Here is a 16,153-nt window from a genome sequence, read left to right as displayed (position 1 = left end):
TAGCCCACGAGCACTAACAGTCCAAGCCACATTCATACCGCATGGGATCAAATCCGTGTCCGATACACGGGTCCAGGTGCTAACTGGAATGCACGTACACAAGGTTCGATCAAGTCGAATCCGACATTGGTATCACTATGGTTCGATTCCATAGGTCGGCATTACGGCGGCCACAGCGGTGAGGTTCCACCCGTACCCATCCCGAACACGGAAGTTAAGCTCACCAGCGTGGTGGCAAGTACTGGAGTGCGAGAGCCTCTGGAAACACCACTTCGCCGCCTCCACTCATACTTACATTCATCAGCCTCGACGAGCAGCAGCGCTCGTCGGGGCTGTTCGCATTTCGAACGCAGAGCGGCAGCACTGTCACAGACAGCGAGGAACAGTCGTCGTCAAACACGCACGCCCACCATCGCGCACTGCGCGAAGGTGGGCGTTTCCCGTTCAACGATAAGCCGAGGGCCTGTTAAAAAGTGAGGTGAGACGACGAACTCGGCATGTCGTCGTCATCGTCGTCGATGCCACCCTCGTGTAGATACTCACACTCGTCGTCGGTGAGGTAGACCACGTCGTCTCGAACGTCGACGTCGACGGCCACCAGCGTCGACTCCGAAGCCTCCCCATTGTCGCAGTATCCTGTACACCCGTCGAACATCGACCCGTGTTTCGGGCAGACGATGTCGCCGTCGCGAATCGCTGCGCCGAACCCTCGGTCCAGTCGTTGATCCGTCTCGTGTTGACAGAAGTTCTTCCAACCGGCGACGCATTCGTCGGTTCGGACGACGATGACCTCTTCTTCTGAGCCGTCGGCGTCACGGACGGTGATGAGTACTGATTCGCCTGCAGAAAGTTCAGATAGTTCCGTCACTCGTGTCGGTTCGTTCATTGCTTCGCTCTGCACAGAGACGGCTGAGTCACAAAAACCTGTAGGTCACTTTTCGTCTCTCGTCGACTCTGAGCGACGCCTTTTACAATGTTTACAATTTTTGAAAATCCTAAACGTCGCACAGTTCTCACGATGGAGATAGCGTTAAGTCGAATCGGTCTGAGCCATCCGGTAGGAATGAGACAGTCCACGCGGTTCACCCAGCGGACACAGGTGGCACGGTCTGCACAGCACGAACTGTTCACAAATTCCACAATTTGTGGAATTGGGGAGGAGAGAGTCTGATGGGCCGGGCAGTCAGTGTCTCGTTACAGAAGGGTGGCGTCGGCAAGACGACACTCGCCATCAACCTCGCGGACGCACTGAGTGCGCGTGGACACGACGTTCTCCTCGCGGACCTCGACCAACAGGGAAACGCGACAGAAGGAGTTGGACTCAAAGATCTCTACAAGAAGGACTCACCACACATCGGTGACGTGTTGACCGACAGCGACCCGGTCGACGTCAGCGAGGTGATTCACGAACGCGACGGGTTCGACGTCCTTCCCGCACACGTGAATCTCGACGAAGTCGAGGACAAGGTTCGCAACTCGACGTTCGGCATGCTTTGGGTTCGTCGCCGCATCGTCGAACCACTACTCGACGACACGTACGACTACATCGTCGTCGACTCGCCGCCGAGTCTCGGACCACTCTCTGATGCCGCCCTCGTCGGCGCTCGTCACGTCATCGTCCCGCTCTTGATGAGCGAACCGAGTGTCAGCGGGTTCGAGCGGATGTGGGAACAGCAGATTCGACCCATCCGTGAGGAGGTCGGTGTCGACCTTCTCGCTATCGTTCCGAACGACTTGAGCGGGAACAACGAGGAGAAGCGTATCATCGCCGACCTCGAAGAGTCACCGTTCGCGCGGTATCTCCCGTCGTTCGCTCGAAGCGACGAGTTCGAGCATTCGCCGGGGCCGGGTATCCGACACCGGATCGCCTTCAGTCGTGCGTGGAGGGAGGGAAAGACCCTGCGTGAGTACGACTCCGACAACGACATGCTCGGGAGACTCGACGAGTTGGCTCGTATCGTCGAAGACGGAGGTGTCGCCGATGCCTGACGAGAACCGCTTCGCCGGACTCGGCGAGCAGATGGACGATGAAGACGAGGTGGAACAAGTGGATGACAACGACCCGCCAACGTCGGACCGGGACGCACCTGCCAGCACCTCGGACCCCGACGCGGGAGCCGACGGCGGCCCGGCGTTCACTTTCGAAGCGACGCGAGCCAAGAGCATCTACGTCCGCCCAGAGACGCTGGACCTGTTGGAAGACGTGGAGTTCGAAGTCGAGTCGATTCTACGCCGAGAACACGACGTCCGTGATTTGACCGGACGGGAGTTCCACGACGCACTCGTCCGGGCCGTCGCCACCGACCCCGAGGCGGTCGCTAAGCTGATTCTCGACGCACGCGACGACTGATTTCCGTCACCAGTTTGCTGTCTTCGAGTCTGTCTATCGCGGTTCTCTATCTCGTATTGACGTCGTAACTCTCTCTCTTCGATAAGGTGACTCCTCGATATCTGTCGCATAGGGGCCTCTCTACGCAACTTTTTCCCTGTGTAGAGTTTCTACACATTGTACAATGTCTAAAATTCTCGAAGACGGTCGACTCTGTTCACAGTCCACATGGTTTGCCCCCACCTGCGTCGTCGCGACTTTGGAGTGTGTTCTTTCGACACGTCGATCGCTCTCTGAAGCTAACCCTCTTACGTACCACCTCTCGGCGTCGAGGTGTTCGTTCCTCCCTCCAGGTTTCCCTGCAGTTCGTATCTGAGACGCGTCCAGTCGAGTGTCCGAACCGCCGCCACAACCGCGTCCTCACACACATCTTAGAGAGCGGGTAACGAGTCTGCACGGTGCCGTGCGTGCATCATCTCGTTCTATGAATTACACGTCTACGGCTGTAACACGCCAGATACAGTCGCCTGGGGCGGTGATCTACGCTCTAGACACGGCGGGCGAGAGTTTTTAGTAGGTGTCCGAGTAACGATGAACAATGACTGACCATGCCGACGAACGAATAGTGCCTCGGAACGACGGAGAGTCGGTTCGATGAACAGCAAGGTGAGCCGTGTCATCGAAGCGTACTCGTTGGACGGACTCGGCGACGAACTCATCGAACGATGGGTCGACGACGGCGAGAGCCTTCGGTCGCTGGCAGACGAGTTCAACCGTCGCGTCCTCGCGAGTGCGATGGAGCAGGCTGACTTGAACCCGATTAACGGCGAGGTGGAGAACACGTATCGACTGCTGACCGGCGACGACGTGAGCAGCGGGATTCGAACCGAGGCACGACGCTCGCTCGAACGCGACGACGTGCAGGTCGAAACCGTCCTCGGCGACTTCGTCTCGCATCAGGCCATCCACACCTATCTGACCAAACACCGCGGTGTCTCGAAGGAGACTGAACCCGAAGACGACCGAGAGAAACTGGAGAAGAACCAGCGGACCATCCAGCAGTTGAAGGGGCGGACACGCGCCGTCGCGACGAACATCATCGAGAACCTCCGTGATACCGGGCGCCTCGACATCGACGACTTCGACGTGATGGTCGACGTTCGCGTCATCGAGACGGCGAGCGGCGAGACGTACGACGTGAACGAACTGTTCGAGGAACGCGCCGAATCAGACGGTAGCGAAGAGTGAGCATCTCTCGGGGAACCACGGACGGACGCCAGTACCCACAGTCGCTCACACCGACCTAGAGTCGCTCGCAGTCGACGAGGTCCGCTCGACCACCTCCTCTCACGATACCCTGAAAGGTAAATACCCGGCGCACCATACGCTGAATAGTAATGGAATCTCGGCAGTCTTCAGTCGAACGTGCTGAACTTCGCGTCACGAACATCGGCGGCATCGACGAGACGAACGTCACACTCGAACGCGGCGTCACGGCACTGACGGGTCGAAACGCGACGAACCGGACGTCTCTCCTCCAGGGAATCATGGCCGCACTCGGGAGCGAGAACGTCTCTATCAAACGCGACGCCGACGAGGCACACGTCGAGTTACAACTCGGCGACGAGACGTACACGCGCACCCTCCGCCGACGGAACGGCACCATCGTCGCCGACGGCACACCGTATCTCGACGACCCCGAACTCGGTGACCTCTTTGCGTTCTTGTTGGAGATGAACGAGGCGCGGCAGGCCGTCGCCCGCGGCGACGACCTCCACGAACTCATCATGCGGCCGGTCGACACGGACGCGATTCAAGACCAGATTCGCGACCTTCAGTCGACGAAGCGTGACATCGACGCCGAACTGGACGACCTCGACGGCCTGAAGCGCCGACTCCCGGAACTCGAAGAGCGCCGGACGAAACTCCAGTCCCAAATCGACGAACAGCGGGAGGAACTCTCGGAGAAGCGCGACGCGCTAGAGGAACTCGACGCCGACGTCGAGGAGTCCCGAGAGGAGCAGTCGGAACTGGACGCGAAACTGCAGGAACTCCGCGAGACGGAGTCGGCGCTCGAAGACGTCCGTTTCGACATGGAGACCGAACGCGACAGCCTCGACGCGCTCCGTAACGACCTCGACGAGTTGGAAGACGAACGGTCGGACCTGCCGACCGCACCCGACGACGAGATTGGCGACCTCGACAAGCAGATTCAGCGTCTCCGCGGACGTGCCGAGTCTATCGACGCCGTCGTCAGCGAACTCCAGTCTATCATCCAGTTCAACGAGGAGATGCTCGACGGCGGCCGAAGCGAGTTGACGAACGCGCTCAAACCGGAGTCCAACGGGTCGGTCACGGACCAGTTGGTGGGCGACGACACCACGGTCTGTTGGACCTGTGGGACGGAAGTAGAGACCGACCAGATTCAGGGGACGCTCGACCGTCTTCGCGACCTGCGCTCGTCGAAACTCTCGACGCGGAACGAACTCACCTCCGAGATAGACGACCTACAGGCCGAGAAGCGTTCCATCGAAGGAACACAACAGAAGAAACAGCGTCTCGACCGCCGCCTCGACGACGTCGAAGACGAGATTCGCCGTCGCGAGGGGACTATCGAGGACCTGGAAGCACGCGAGGACGAACTCGTCGACGAACTCGCCGACCTCGAATCGGAAGTCGACGACCTCGAAACCGAAGAGTACAGCGAGGTACTCGACCGACACAAAGAGGCGAACCAACTCGAATTCGAGTTGCAGCGACTCCAGAAAGAGCAGTCGTCCGTCGACGACGAGATTCGCTCCGTCGAAGACAGACTGGGAGAGCGCGAGGAACTGGAAGCACGCCGCGAAGAGATTCAGGACGAACTCGAAGAGCTTCGAACCCGCATCGAGCGCATCGAACAGCAGACGGTCGACGAGTTCAACGAGCACATGGACGCCGTCCTCGCCGAACTCGCCTACGACAACATCGACCGCATCTGGATCGAGCGAACCGAGCGGCAGGTCCGCGAGGGTCGTCGGAAGGTCACCAAGAGCCACTTCGAGCTGCACATCATCCGCAGCACCGAAGACGGAAAGACCTACGAGGACACCGTCGACCACCTCTCGGAGAGTGAACGCGAGGTCACCGGACTCGTCTTCGCGCTCGCGGGCTATCTCGCCCACGACGTCTACGAGACGCTCCCGTTCATCCTCCTCGACTCCTTGGAGGCTATCGACTCCGAACGCATCGCCTCGCTCATCGACTACATGACCGACTACGCCGACTACCTCGTCGTCGCACTCCTGCCGGAGGACGCCGCCGCCGTCGACGAGCGCCACGCCCGAGTCACGAGCATCTAAGCGCTCGTTTTCGCTGGCTCACGGGTCGGTCGTCCCCGATTTCGGTACCCTCTCTACTTCCCGACCGACTCTCTCACTATTACGTCTGTAGTCGTGTAACACTTTTAGCTCTGTTCGACCTCTTCGAACGTGTCGATGGTCCGACCCGCTCACGAGAAACTCAGGTTGAGTTCGATTTCGTTCGTCGCACCGAGCAACAGGTCCGGAAGCGTCTCGGTCAACCACTCTCCCTTCAGGCGATTTGCGGGCCCCGAGATGCTGATTGCGCCGGTGGCGACACCGTCGTCGTCGGTGATGGGTGCGCCGACAGCGTGCAGACCCGCAATCGACTCCTCGCGGTTGAACGCGTACCCTCGGTCGGCAATCTGTTCGAGCTGTTCGAACAGCTCGTTCTCGTCGGTGATTGTGTGCGGTGTCTTCGCTGGGAGACCGTGACCGTCGACGATGTGCTGGACGCGCTCTGCTGGGAGATGCGCGAGGATGGCCTTTCCGGCGGCGTGCTGATGGAGATACCCCCAGGCACCCGCTCGCGCGCTCGTCTGCACGGAGTTCTTCCCGGACGCGCCGTACAGGTGGACGCTCCGGCCCTGTTGTTCGGTGATGCACCACACTTTCTCGCCCGTCTCTTCGGCCAGTTCCTCGACTTTCGGGCGAGCGACAGTAGACAGTGCGTGCTGGTCGCGAGCGCGGAGACCGTAGTCGAGTAGTCGGAGCCCGATTCGGTACTCGTCGTCGTCGCGGACGACGACACCGAGCGATTCGAGCGTCCCGACGTGACGGTGGACCGTGCTCTTCGCCAAGTCGAGTCGCTGTGCCAACTCGGTCACGCCGAGTGCGTCGCCATCGGCCTGCGCGAGTTGTTCGAGCAGTGCGAACGACGTCTCGGCCGTCTTCACCGGCCGATTTTGTGTCTCATTCATGATTATACATCATCAACCGTCCCGGTCTTACATAACTCTTGTTCGAGTTATACGAACGTAGCCGGACGACGAAGCGTCGTGAATCGACTCGCTCACGACGTCGTTCACCCATAGAGCAAAGTAGTCGAACGCGGTGATGTTCGGTAGCATGACGAAGACGGCCGACTGCGTCGTCGCTCCCGACGACGCCAGCCACGGCGACTGCGAGACGCTCGTTGACCAGACCGGTTACACCTACGGGGAGCGACCATGACGGGAACCGCCGAAGCCATCGTCGAGACGCTCGAAGCGCTCGGCGTCGAGCGTATCTTCGGCTACCCCGGCGGGCGCGTCATCGAACTGTTCGACCACCTCCCCGAGTCGGAGATTCGACTCGTCCGCCCGCGCGACGAACGTGAGGCGAGCGTGATGGCCGAGATGCACGGCCGACTCACCGGCCAACCCGGTGTCCTCTCCGGGCAGGGACCGTGGGTCGGCAGTCTGGGACTTATCGGGCAGATGGAGGCCCGACTCTCGTCGTCGCCGATGGTCGTCCTCACGGAGGCGAGTGAGCGCGGCAACTACTCGACGCTCGCGCCGTATCAGCAGTCGCGCGGCGATTATGGCGGACTCGACTTACCCAAAATTCTCGACGGCGTGACGAAGGAACACTGGTTCCCTCGCACTCCAACGGAGACCCTGCGGAGCGTCCAACTGGCGTTCAAACACGCCGTCTCCGGACGGCCCGGTCCCACCGCCGTCGTCCTCGACGGCGACGGCGTGACGGGCGAGGTTCCGGACGACCCGATTCCGCCCGTCTGGGACCCGGTTCAGCAGACGCGGACGTGGCTGTCGCGGCCGACGGCCGAGGACGTGGCCGCCGCCGTCGACGCCCTCGCCGACGCCGAACGACCGGTCGTCGTCGCCGGTAACGGCGTCCACGCCGCGAAGGCTTACGACGAACTCGCGGCCGTCGCCGAAGCCTACGACGCCGTCGTCACCACCTCCTACCTCGGCAAGTCGACGTTCCCCGAGACCGACGAGCGAGCGGCGGGCGTCATCGGGTCGTTCGGCCACGAGGGCGCGAATCAGGTCGTCAGCGAGGCAGACGTCCTGCTCGTCGTCGGTTGTCGAATGAACCCGATGGACACTAACTGGCAGGCACCCTCGTTCATCCGCCCCGACGAGCAGACCATCGTCCACGCCGACATCGACACCCGAAACGCGGGGTGGGTCTACCCGGCCGACGTGGGCCTCGTCGGCGACGCGAAGGAGTCGCTACGCGAACTCGCCGAGGCTGGCGGCGGCGAGAGCGACTGGGCGCTCGACAGAGCGCGAGACGCCCGCGAGTCGTTCACCGCGCCGGAGTGCGACTCCGACGACTCGCCCATCCTTCCACAGCGCGCGGTCAAGGAGATAGAGGCCGTCGTCGACGCCGACACCATCGTCACGGCCGACTCGGGGAACAACCGCTTTTGGCTCCTGAACTACCTCCAGACGCCGGCGGTCAGAACGTACTTCGGCAGCGGCGGCGTCGGCGGGATGGGGTGGGCCAACCCCGCCGCCGTCTCGGCGGCGCTCGCGACGGACAAAGACGTCGTCGCCGTCGCTGGCGACGGCGGGTTCACGATGACGATGACGAGCGTCGAGACGGCCGTCGAGTACGGCGTCGCCCCGACGTTCGTCGTCCTCAACGACACGAGTCTCGGGATGGTCCGACAGATGCAGCACGGCGAGGACGACATCTCGGGCGTCGAGTTCCACGATACGGACTTCGTGAAAGTCGCGGAAGGCTTCGGCGCAGTCGGCCACCGAGTGACGACGGCGGACGATCTCTCGGACGCCCTGCGCGAGGGGAAGGCCAGCGACGTCCCCACCGTCGTCGACGTCCGTATCGACCGCGAGCAGGATATGGCCGAGACGCTCCAGTCGTCGTTCTACGCGCAGGTCGGGGGGTTACACGAGTAGGCTGTTCCCATCCACAATTTAATGCTTCGCTGACGTGAACGTGCGACTATGACCGACCTCACCCCCGCCGAACGCGTTCGCAGTCGGGCTTCGTGGCTCGCCATCAACGCGGCCAGTCTGACGCTCCTCGCCATCTCGCTCGGCGGTGTGTACGCCTTCGTCACCGAGGACATGGTCGTCGTCCAAGTCGGGGCCGTCTTGGCCGTCGTGGCGTTCGCGAGCTTCGCCGTCTCGCTCGCGGCGGGGTTCGTCGCGAACAGCGAGGAGCGTTCGGAGGCCGAACCGCGCTCTATCAGCGACGTCGCCGAGGAGCGCCTCCGATGAGTGGCATCGTCGCGAACCTCGTCGGACTGGCCGTGTTCGGCTTCGTCGCTATCGGCGTCGCCGCCGCCGGATTCTGGCTCCTCCAACGCTACTTCTGACCTCGGCCCACACGGCCGTACCTTTATGTACGAAACCGGGACCAACCCGGCCCATGACGACGCTGACCGCCGCCGAACGTGTCCGCACCCGCGCCTCGTGGCTCGCGACCCACGCGGCGATTGCAACAGTACTGACGCTCGCGCCCGGAGTGGTGTACTACTACGTCGCCGACGAGTTCGTCGGCGTCCTGCTCGGACTGCTGCTCGCCGCACTCGCTCTCGCGAGTCTCGTCGCGTCACTCGTTGGGGGGTTCGTCGCCAACGCTCGTAAGCGGGCGCAGATGGAAGCCAAGCCCATCGCGAACGTCTCCAAAGTGGCCCGGGAGCGCGGCCGTGATTGAACCCCTCGCGCTCGTCGAACTCCTCGCGAACCTCGCGGGGTTGGTCGCCTTCGGCGCGTTCGGACTCGGCGTCGGTGCTGGCGGGCTGTGGCTCGTCCAGCGCTACTGCTGATTCGACCCGATTCCACACAATCGTTTCTGGGAAACCTTTTTGCTGGCGTCGCCTCCTCTTTCGAGTATGTCTACCGTCTTGGTAACCGGCGGGACCGGGTTCATCGGTTCCTACGTCGCCGAAGACCTGCTGGAACACGGCCACGACGTCGTCGCGTACGACCTCTCGACGGACCCTCGAATTCTGGAGAAACTCGGCATCGCCGACGACGTGGAGATTCGCCGCGGCGACGTCTCGGACTCCACTGACGTGATTCGCGCTATCAAGGAGACGGGTGCGACGCACGTCGTCCACCTCGCCGCACTCTTGACGACTACCGCCCGCGAGAACCCGCGCCTCGCCCTCGACGTGAACGTCCAAGGGACGAACAACGTCTTCGAGGCCGCCCGGACGCTCGACGAACAGGTCGAACGTGTCGCGTGGGCCTCCAGCGCCGCCGTCTACGCGCCGCCGACGAACTACGACGACGGGAGCGACTGGTGGGTGACAGAAGAGGATTTGGTCTACCCCGACACGCTCTACGGGGCGACGAAGGAGTACAACGAGCACCAGGCGAAGGTCTACCACGAGGACTTCGGCGTCTCGCACGTCGGCCTCCGGCCTACCGTCGCCTACGGCCCGTACCGGGAGACGGGCGGGTCGGCGTTCCTCGCCAACATCGTCGAGAAACCCGCCGTCGGCGAGTCGTTCTCGGTGGAGTACGGCGACCAACACGTCGACTGGCAGCACGTCCGCGACATCGCCCAATCGTTCCGCTGTGCCGCCTTCGCACCCGAGGAGGACCTGACTCAGCGCATCTACAACGTCCGCGGCGAACTCGCGACGATTCGGGAGGCCGCCGAGACGGTCGAGACGATTCTCCCCGACGCCGACGTTACCGTCTCCGACGAGGGCGAACTGCCGTGGACGCAGAAGTTGGACATGACGAAGGCACAGGCGGACTTGGGCTACGACCCCGAGTACGACCTCGAAGCCGGCTTCCGACAGTACATCGGCGTGTTGCGCGAAGAAGCGGGACTCGACCCGGTCTGACTCGGTTTGGCTCTTCTGGCTCTGTTTGGGGCTAGTCCAGTCCGGGCGTGAGTGCCGTACAGGCCACCTCTGTCGTCACGCTACTCGACTCGATGCTTCCGTCGTCGCGGACGACGACGTCCGTCGCCGAGTCGTTGCAGTCGAACTGCGAGAACGGAATCTCGACCGTCTCGCTGGCGTCGATTTCGCCCGCACCCTCGCCGCCGACGGCGACGGTGAACTCGTACGCCGATGGAACCTGCAGAACGACGACGAGTTTCGAGTTCGCCGCGAACGACACGGTGCGCTCGACGATGGTTCCTCGTGCGTTCGAGAGCGTCAGCGTCAGGTCGTGAGGTTCGTCGGCGTCGTTCCAGACCCAGACCTGATGCGGTTTTCTGTGTTCCGACTGGACCTGACTCCGTTCGCCCACGCTCAACGCCAGAAACGGCGTTGAAGCGACATCGGTCGTGTCGAGCGCATCCGGTACGGAGCGACTGACGGAGTCCAGTTCCTCGAGGGCCAACGCGTCGGGTGCGCGGGGCGTCGGCGACGCCGTCGCGGTGGGTCGTGGTGTCTCGGTCGGTGCTCCCGGACGACGTCCGGTCGCTCGCGGAGCGTCGCTCCGCGCTGTCGATGTCTCTGTGGTCGTCGTCGAAGGCGAGCCAGTTTCTTCGTTGCCCTGTGCATCCGTCCCGGTACAGCCAGCGAGACCGATGGTCACCACGGCGGCAAGCGAGCGGAGGGCGCGTCGGCGGGTTCGGGGCATGGCTCACCGGTCGGAGGTGTCTGCTAAGTGTCTTCTGTCTACTCTTCGACGACGACGCCGTCATCTTTCGTCGCCGGCGACCCGACGACGAACACCTCGCCGGGTTCGACGCAGACGAGTTGCCGAACCTCGTCGGGTGAGACGACCATCACGTCGCCTGCCTCCAACTCCGCCGTCTCTGCCTCCCCGAAGCGCATCTCGAAGCGCCCCGAGAGGACGTGGTAGAGTTCCTCTTGTTCCTCCTGGTAGTGGCGTCGCATCTTCTCGCCCTCGTCGAACACCCAGACGCTCGGGCGCATCTTCTCGGGGCGGAGTTCGTAGCCGACGCCTTTCAGTCGCGGGCCGAAGTCGTCGAGTTCGCGGGCTTCCAGTTCGTCGAGGTTGACTTGGTCGTGCATCGGTGGCGCTTCTCGTGGCAATCTGAAAAAGGTGCGCTCGGTTTTGCACCCACTCTGTTGATGGCGCGCGCTGACGTGACCTCCGTGTCACGTCAGTCGCGTGCGAGGTCTTCGCGAGCGGAGCGAGTGAAGGGCAGCAAGAGCTTCGCTCTTGCGAGGGATGACTGAGCGACTAAAAGGAGCGAAGGAATCGGTTGGGGAGGGTGTGGCGTCTCGTCTGTCAAGCAGTCGTGAGTCGTGTTCTCCACATCTCTTCGGTCGCTTACAACGTGAACACGTCAAGAAACGATAGTCAGCAAACTCGAACCTGCACCTTCCTCAAATACTCACTCCTGGGTCTGTGAGTACTCGGCGACCCACTCTTTCAGGCTGATGCCCATCGTCGCGTAGGTAATCGCGTTCGACGACGCGGAGTTCGCACTCTTGACCAACTCCGCTTCGAGCGTCCGTTTTGGCACTTCGCCGAGGAAGTGCGGAATCGCTCGCTGCACGGCCAGTGGGCAGCCGACTTCGTGCGCGAGCGCGTAGCCAGAGATGGAGTGCGGCACCTCGCTCGTCGCGTACTCGGGGTCCGGCGAATCCAACGTGTCCTCGTCGACGAAGTCGACGTACTCGTAACATTTGCCCACGTCGTGCAGGAGGCAGGCAGCGACGATGACGTCGAAATCCGGGTCCGCGCCGTGGAAGTCGCGCTGTTCCTCGGCCGCTTTCACGGCGATGCGGGTCACGCCGCGGACGTGCTCGACGTTGTCCGTCTCGTGGATGTTCCACGCGTAGGGGATGTCGTGGATGTCGCGCCACCCACCGCGAGCGAGGCCGAGACACCACGCCTCGACGACTTTCTCGCGAAGGTCCTCGGACTCTATCTCCCCGAGTTCGGGAAACGCTTCCTCGACCTGTCCTCGCTGGTCGGAGAAATCACTCGACATGGCTATCGACTGTCCTTCTGGACGGTCTCCTTCCCGATGAAGCGCGGGCGCTCGCCGATGGCGAGGAAGTTGTTCACGTCCTCTCTGGCTTCCTTGGCCTTGCCTTTCGCGGGGTCGTAGTCGCGAGAGCCTTCGCTCCCCAGGGCGTCGTGGAGCGCATCGAGGTCCTCGAAGTAGAGTTCCGCGACGCCGTCGAACTCCGCCTTCTCGGGATTCGTCGGGAGTACCGTGTCGTACTTGACGACGCCCTCGATTTCGCGGGCGATGGGCGTGTGGTTGTTCTGCCAGTGGTCGACGAACTCCTCGTGGGTCATGCCGTCCTTCCGGACGAGGAACGCCGAGTGCTTGTAGAGACCGTCTGTGTCGCCGTCGACGTCGTCTCTCTGCACCACGACTTCGCCGATGAATCGCGGACGCTTCTCGATATCGAGGAAGTTGTCTACATCTTCTCTCGCTTCTTTGGCTTTCCCTTTCGCGGGGTCGTAGTCGCGCGAGCCTTCACTGCCGAGTGCGTCGTGGAGCGCATCGAGGTCCTCGAAGTACAACTCAGCGAGGCCGTCGAACTCCGCCGCCTTGGGCGTCACTGGTTGCACCGTACTGTACTTGACGACGCCCTCTATCTCGCGGGCGATAGGTGTATGATTCGTCTGCCAGTAGTCGACGAACTCGTCGTGACTCATCCCCTCCTTCCGAACGAGGAGTGCGATGTGCTTGTAGAGACTCATTCAGTTCGACTGTCTCGGTTCGTGAGCATAAATCATGAGGGAGGAATTAAGAGACCGGACTGCGGACGAGAGAGCATGACGTTCTACGAACGCGACTTCATGGAGGGTACTCGCGGGACGATGGCCGTCGACTGGGAGGAGCGCATCGACACGAAGCGCATGCGCAACGAGCGAAAGGAGCGCGCGCTCGAACGGATGCGTGACGCCGGTCTGAGTTCGATGCTCCTGCTCTCGGACCCGAACATCCGCTACGTCACCGGCCTCGCGATGACTGGCGGTAGCGGCGCGGACCACTACTCCCTCTTGCTCGAAGACGGGAACGTCGTCCACTGGGACACCGCCGACCACGCCTCGAACCAGCGGTTCAACTGTCCGTGGCTGAACGACATCCGCTACGCGTGTCCTGGTCTCGGCAACGTTCCGCGTGCCTCCGGCAGCCCCTCGGCCCGGAAGTTCCTCCTCGACAAGATGGCCGAGACGGTCGCCACGGCGCTCTCGGACTACGACCTGAAGGGCGAACCGATGGGTCTCGACGTCGGCAACGCGGGCCTCGTGGACGCCCTCGAACAACAGGGCGTCGACGTCGACACCGAAACCTGTGGGGCCGTGATGGAAGACGCGCGGAAGGTGAAGACGAAGGACGAAATCGAGTGTCTGCGCATGGTCGCGGCCATCGCGGAGGCCGGATTCCAGCAGGTCGTTGAGAACGCTCGCCCCGGGCGGAGAGAGTCGGAAGTCTGGGGCGACGTCACCCGCGAACTCTGGCGACACGGCGCGTTCGTCGGCGGCGGCTATCTGACCTCGGGGCCGAACACGTGGCCGAAGCACCAAGCCAACACGACGGACCGGATGATGCGCCCCGGTGACCTCGTCTACGCCGACATGTACAATATCGGCTATCTCGGCTACCGCTCTTGCTACTACCGCACCTTCTCGCTCGGCGAACCCACGCAGGCCCAGCAGGACGCCTACGAGACGGCCCGCGACAACCTCTACGACGTGCTCGAACGCATCGAACCCGGAGCCACCACCGACGACGTCTCGCAGGGCTTCCCCGACATGGACGGCGAACACGCCGAGTGGTACGACGCCGACGACCACTGGCAGATGACGACGAACCACTGGGCGCACGGACTGGGTCTCCAGTTGTACGAGGTACCGCTCATCTGGCGCGGCATCTCCGAGGACCACCCCATCGAACTAGAGGAGGGGATGGTGATGGCCGTCGAGACGCAGGAGCCAGCAGAGCGGCAGGGCGTCCGCGTCGAGGAGATGGTCGTGGTTCGCGAAAATGGCGTCGAGATTCTGAGTCAGTGGCCCGTCGAGGAGATTACGACCATCGACTACTGATTGGGATTTTTGGCATTTCCAGTTTTAGGTCAGGTGCGAAACTGTAGCGTGGAATCAGCGACGGTACGGGCTACTCGGCAAAGCCCTCGCGCTCTCGTGGTTCCGGGAGTCGTTGTGCTCCTCACCTCGCTTCACTCAGTTGCGGTGCTTACTTCCTCCGGGAACCGACGAGAGCACTCGCCCTTTGCAAGTCCGCCGAGGACAGCACCGAACCGCGCCTACCCTCCCCCATTTCGGCCGCGCCGTCGCGCGGCCAGCGCCCGTGGACTGACCAACCATCGTGGCGCGTGGCTTCGCGGCGACGGCCGCGAACCACACACGCGAGGGATGAGTGAACGAGCGCAAGCGAGTGAGCGAATCGGTTGGGGAGGGTGTGGGTGTCTCGTCTGTCAAGTGGTCGTGGTCGTGTTCCTGCTATCTCTCCAGTTCCGACCACGGCTGGCTTCACACTCGACTCAGCCTAATCCCTGATAAACCGTTAAGTTCCACCCATCCGACTCTCGACCATGAAACTCGGCACGGGCTTGTTCACCTGCCAGCGCCGCCCGGACGACGACCGGTCGATGAGCGCCATCTACGACGAGATGCTGACCCTCACCCGAGCAATCGAGGACGCCGGCCTCGACAGCGCGTGGGTCTCCGAACACCACTTCCTCGACGACGGCTACCTCTCCGGCGTGATGCCCGCACTGGGCGCGCTGGCCGCCGAGACCGAGGAGATAGAGATTGGCTCCTGTATCGCGCTCGCGCCGCTCTACAACGCCGTCAGGCTGGCTGAAGACGCCGCCACCGTCGACCTCGTCTCGAACAACCGACTCACGCTCGGTCTCGCCATCGGGTCGAACCCACGCGAGTTCGCGGAGTTCGGCGTCCCCGAGGAGGAACGCGTCGAACGTCTCGCCGACACCGTTGAACTCCTCAGAGGCGCGTGGTCCGACGGTCCCATCGGCCACGAGTCGCCGTTCAACGACGTCTCGCCCGACACCTCCGTCACGCCCAAACCCGACGGCCACTTGCCCATCATGCTCGGCGGCGGGGCCAAGCCCGCCGTTCGCCGCGCCGCCCGCACTGCCGACGGGTGGTGTGCGCCCTCGTCGCTCTCTGTCGGCGGCGTGAAGAAACGCGTCGACGACATCCGGCAGGTGCGTGAGAAGGAAGGACTCGACGACGACTTTACGATCTACGTCCTCCAACACGGGTTCGTCGGCGACTCCCGCGAGGAGGCGTGGAACACGATGAAAGACGGCTATCTCTACATCCAGCGCCGGTACGCCGAAATCTTCTCCGGCGAGGAAGTCACCGAACTCTCCGACGAACGAAAGAAGGAACTGAAAGAGCAGGCCATCTTCGGCACGCCCGAGCAGGTGACCGAGGAACTCGAAACCTACCACGAGGCGCTCGGCGACGACGTGCACTTCATCTTCCGAACGTACCACCCCGGCATCGGCACCGACGCGATGGCCGAGTGTATCGAGCGTCTCGGTAGCGAGGTTGCGCCGAACCTCGCCTGAAGTTCGACTCCTCTTCCCCTCCCGCACCCTCCCCAACTCCTCTCTTCC

The 16,153-nt window shown here is 62.6% G+C and carries 16 protein-coding genes and 1 rRNA gene; 11 read left to right on the top strand and 6 right to left on the bottom strand.

Going from position 1 to position 16,153, the window contains the following annotated elements; translation table 11 throughout:
• Nucleotides 1–162: 162 nt before the first annotated feature.
• Nucleotides 163–284: ribosomal RNA gene (gene rrf, locus BM083_RS22090) — 5S ribosomal RNA — on the top strand.
• A 182-nt stretch (nt 285–466) separates the two neighbouring features.
• Here rrf and BM083_RS22085 read toward each other — a convergent pair.
• Nucleotides 467–886, bottom strand: coding sequence for a Rieske (2Fe-2S) protein (locus tag BM083_RS22085; RefSeq protein ID WP_089872725.1), 420 nt, complete (start codon nt 884–886; stop codon nt 467–469).
• 284 nt (nt 887–1,170) lie between these two features.
• Between BM083_RS22085 and BM083_RS22080 the strand changes: the two genes are divergently transcribed.
• From BM083_RS22080 to BM083_RS22065, 4 genes are all read left to right on the top strand, one after another.
• Nucleotides 1,171–1,989 (top strand): ParA family protein, encoded by an 819-nt coding sequence (locus tag BM083_RS22080; RefSeq protein ID WP_089872723.1) that lies wholly within the window; start codon nt 1,171–1,173, stop codon nt 1,987–1,989.
• Complete coding sequence (locus tag BM083_RS22075; RefSeq protein WP_177197744.1) at nt 1,982–2,350, top strand: DUF7970 domain-containing protein; 369 nt, start codon at nt 1,982–1,984, stop codon at nt 2,348–2,350. The genes BM083_RS22080 and BM083_RS22075 overlap by 8 nt, the downstream gene beginning before the upstream one ends.
• A gap of 633 nt (nt 2,351–2,983) precedes the next feature.
• On the top strand, nt 2,984–3,577 hold the full coding sequence (rdfA, locus tag BM083_RS22070) for a rod-determining factor RdfA (RefSeq protein WP_089872719.1): 594 nt from the start codon (nt 2,984–2,986) through the stop codon (nt 3,575–3,577).
• A 149-nt stretch (nt 3,578–3,726) separates the two neighbouring features.
• The gene (locus tag BM083_RS22065) at nt 3,727–5,670 is read left to right on the top strand and encodes an archaea-specific SMC-related protein (RefSeq protein WP_089872717.1); all 1,944 of its coding nucleotides are present in this window, start codon (nt 3,727–3,729) and stop codon (nt 5,668–5,670) included.
• A 149-nt stretch (nt 5,671–5,819) separates the two neighbouring features.
• Here the strand turns inward: BM083_RS22065 and BM083_RS22060 are convergent, their stop codons facing one another.
• Nucleotides 5,820–6,593, bottom strand: coding sequence for an IclR family transcriptional regulator (locus tag BM083_RS22060; RefSeq protein ID WP_177197745.1), 774 nt, complete (start codon nt 6,591–6,593; stop codon nt 5,820–5,822).
• 246 nt (nt 6,594–6,839) lie between these two features.
• Between BM083_RS22060 and BM083_RS22055 the strand changes: the two genes are divergently transcribed.
• From BM083_RS22055 to BM083_RS22040, 4 genes are all read left to right on the top strand, one after another.
• On the top strand, nt 6,840–8,537 hold the full coding sequence (locus BM083_RS22055) for a thiamine pyrophosphate-binding protein (protein WP_089872713.1): 1,698 nt from the start codon (nt 6,840–6,842) through the stop codon (nt 8,535–8,537).
• A gap of 48 nt (nt 8,538–8,585) precedes the next feature.
• The gene (locus BM083_RS22050) at nt 8,586–8,861 is read left to right on the top strand and encodes a hypothetical protein (RefSeq protein ID WP_089872711.1); all 276 of its coding nucleotides are present in this window, start codon (nt 8,586–8,588) and stop codon (nt 8,859–8,861) included.
• A gap of 151 nt (nt 8,862–9,012) precedes the next feature.
• Nucleotides 9,013–9,300, top strand: a complete 288-nt coding sequence (locus BM083_RS22045; protein ID WP_089872709.1) for a hypothetical protein — start codon at nt 9,013–9,015, stop codon at nt 9,298–9,300.
• Nucleotides 9,301–9,478: 178 nt separating this feature from the next.
• Complete coding sequence (locus BM083_RS22040) at nt 9,479–10,444, top strand: NAD-dependent epimerase/dehydratase family protein (protein WP_089872707.1); 966 nt, start codon at nt 9,479–9,481, stop codon at nt 10,442–10,444.
• A 31-nt stretch (nt 10,445–10,475) separates the two neighbouring features.
• Here BM083_RS22040 and BM083_RS22035 read toward each other — a convergent pair whose 3' ends face one another.
• From BM083_RS22035 to BM083_RS22020, 4 genes are all read right to left on the bottom strand, one after another.
• Nucleotides 10,476–11,192, bottom strand: coding sequence for a hypothetical protein (locus BM083_RS22035; protein ID WP_089872705.1), 717 nt, complete (start codon nt 11,190–11,192; stop codon nt 10,476–10,478).
• Nucleotides 11,193–11,230: 38 nt separating this feature from the next.
• The gene (locus BM083_RS22030; protein ID WP_089872703.1) at nt 11,231–11,590 is read right to left on the bottom strand and encodes a cupin domain-containing protein; all 360 of its coding nucleotides are present in this window, start codon (nt 11,588–11,590) and stop codon (nt 11,231–11,233) included.
• 326 nt (nt 11,591–11,916) lie between these two features.
• Nucleotides 11,917–12,519, bottom strand: a complete 603-nt coding sequence (locus BM083_RS22025; RefSeq protein WP_089872701.1) for an HD domain-containing protein — start codon at nt 12,517–12,519, stop codon at nt 11,917–11,919.
• Between the two features lie 2 nt (nt 12,520–12,521).
• Complete coding sequence (locus BM083_RS22020) at nt 12,522–13,244, bottom strand: EthD domain-containing protein (RefSeq protein WP_089872699.1); 723 nt, start codon at nt 13,242–13,244, stop codon at nt 12,522–12,524.
• Nucleotides 13,245–13,319: 75 nt separating this feature from the next.
• On the opposite strand from BM083_RS22020, the gene BM083_RS22015 reads away from it, so the two are divergent.
• On the top strand, nt 13,320–14,594 hold the full coding sequence (locus BM083_RS22015; RefSeq protein ID WP_089872697.1) for a M24 family metallopeptidase: 1,275 nt from the start codon (nt 13,320–13,322) through the stop codon (nt 14,592–14,594).
• Between the two features lie 506 nt (nt 14,595–15,100).
• Complete coding sequence (locus BM083_RS22010) at nt 15,101–16,105, top strand: LLM class flavin-dependent oxidoreductase (protein ID WP_089872695.1); 1,005 nt, start codon at nt 15,101–15,103, stop codon at nt 16,103–16,105.
• The last annotated feature ends 48 nt before the right edge of the window (nt 16,106–16,153 follow it).

This window comes from Halogranum rubrum (assembly GCF_900114455.1).
Taxonomy (GTDB): domain Archaea; phylum Halobacteriota; class Halobacteria; order Halobacteriales; family Haloferacaceae; genus Halogranum; species Halogranum rubrum.
Note: the sequence above shows the minus strand (reverse complement) of the source record. Positions and strands in the feature narration are given on the sequence as shown.

Bases quoted from the DNA above. Each gene is read 5' to 3' on its own strand.
- BM083_RS22085 (WP_089872725.1), bottom strand. From the start codon at position 886: ATGAACGAACCGACACGAGTGACGGAACTATCTGAACTTTCTGCAGGC.
- BM083_RS22080 (WP_089872723.1), top strand. From the start codon at position 1,171: ATGGGCCGGGCAGTCAGTGTCTCGTTACAGAAGGGTGGCGTCGGCAAG.
- BM083_RS22075 (WP_177197744.1), top strand. From the start codon at position 1,982: ATGCCTGACGAGAACCGCTTCGCCGGACTCGGCGAGCAGATGGACGAT.
- rdfA (WP_089872719.1), top strand. From the start codon at position 2,984: ATGAACAGCAAGGTGAGCCGTGTCATCGAAGCGTACTCGTTGGACGGA.
- BM083_RS22065 (WP_089872717.1), top strand. From the start codon at position 3,727: ATGGAATCTCGGCAGTCTTCAGTCGAACGTGCTGAACTTCGCGTCACG.
- BM083_RS22055 (WP_089872713.1), top strand. From the start codon at position 6,840: ATGACGGGAACCGCCGAAGCCATCGTCGAGACGCTCGAAGCGCTCGGC.
- BM083_RS22050 (WP_089872711.1), top strand. From the start codon at position 8,586: ATGACCGACCTCACCCCCGCCGAACGCGTTCGCAGTCGGGCTTCGTGG.
- BM083_RS22045 (WP_089872709.1), top strand. From the start codon at position 9,013: ATGACGACGCTGACCGCCGCCGAACGTGTCCGCACCCGCGCCTCGTGG.
- BM083_RS22040 (WP_089872707.1), top strand. From the start codon at position 9,479: ATGTCTACCGTCTTGGTAACCGGCGGGACCGGGTTCATCGGTTCCTAC.
- BM083_RS22035 (WP_089872705.1), bottom strand. From the start codon at position 11,192: ATGCCCCGAACCCGCCGACGCGCCCTCCGCTCGCTTGCCGCCGTGGTG.
- BM083_RS22030 (WP_089872703.1), bottom strand. From the start codon at position 11,590: ATGCACGACCAAGTCAACCTCGACGAACTGGAAGCCCGCGAACTCGAC.
- BM083_RS22025 (WP_089872701.1), bottom strand. From the start codon at position 12,519: ATGTCGAGTGATTTCTCCGACCAGCGAGGACAGGTCGAGGAAGCGTTT.
- BM083_RS22020 (WP_089872699.1), bottom strand. From the start codon at position 13,244: ATGAGTCTCTACAAGCACATCGCACTCCTCGTTCGGAAGGAGGGGATG.
- BM083_RS22015 (WP_089872697.1), top strand. From the start codon at position 13,320: ATGACGTTCTACGAACGCGACTTCATGGAGGGTACTCGCGGGACGATG.
- BM083_RS22010 (WP_089872695.1), top strand. From the start codon at position 15,101: ATGAAACTCGGCACGGGCTTGTTCACCTGCCAGCGCCGCCCGGACGAC.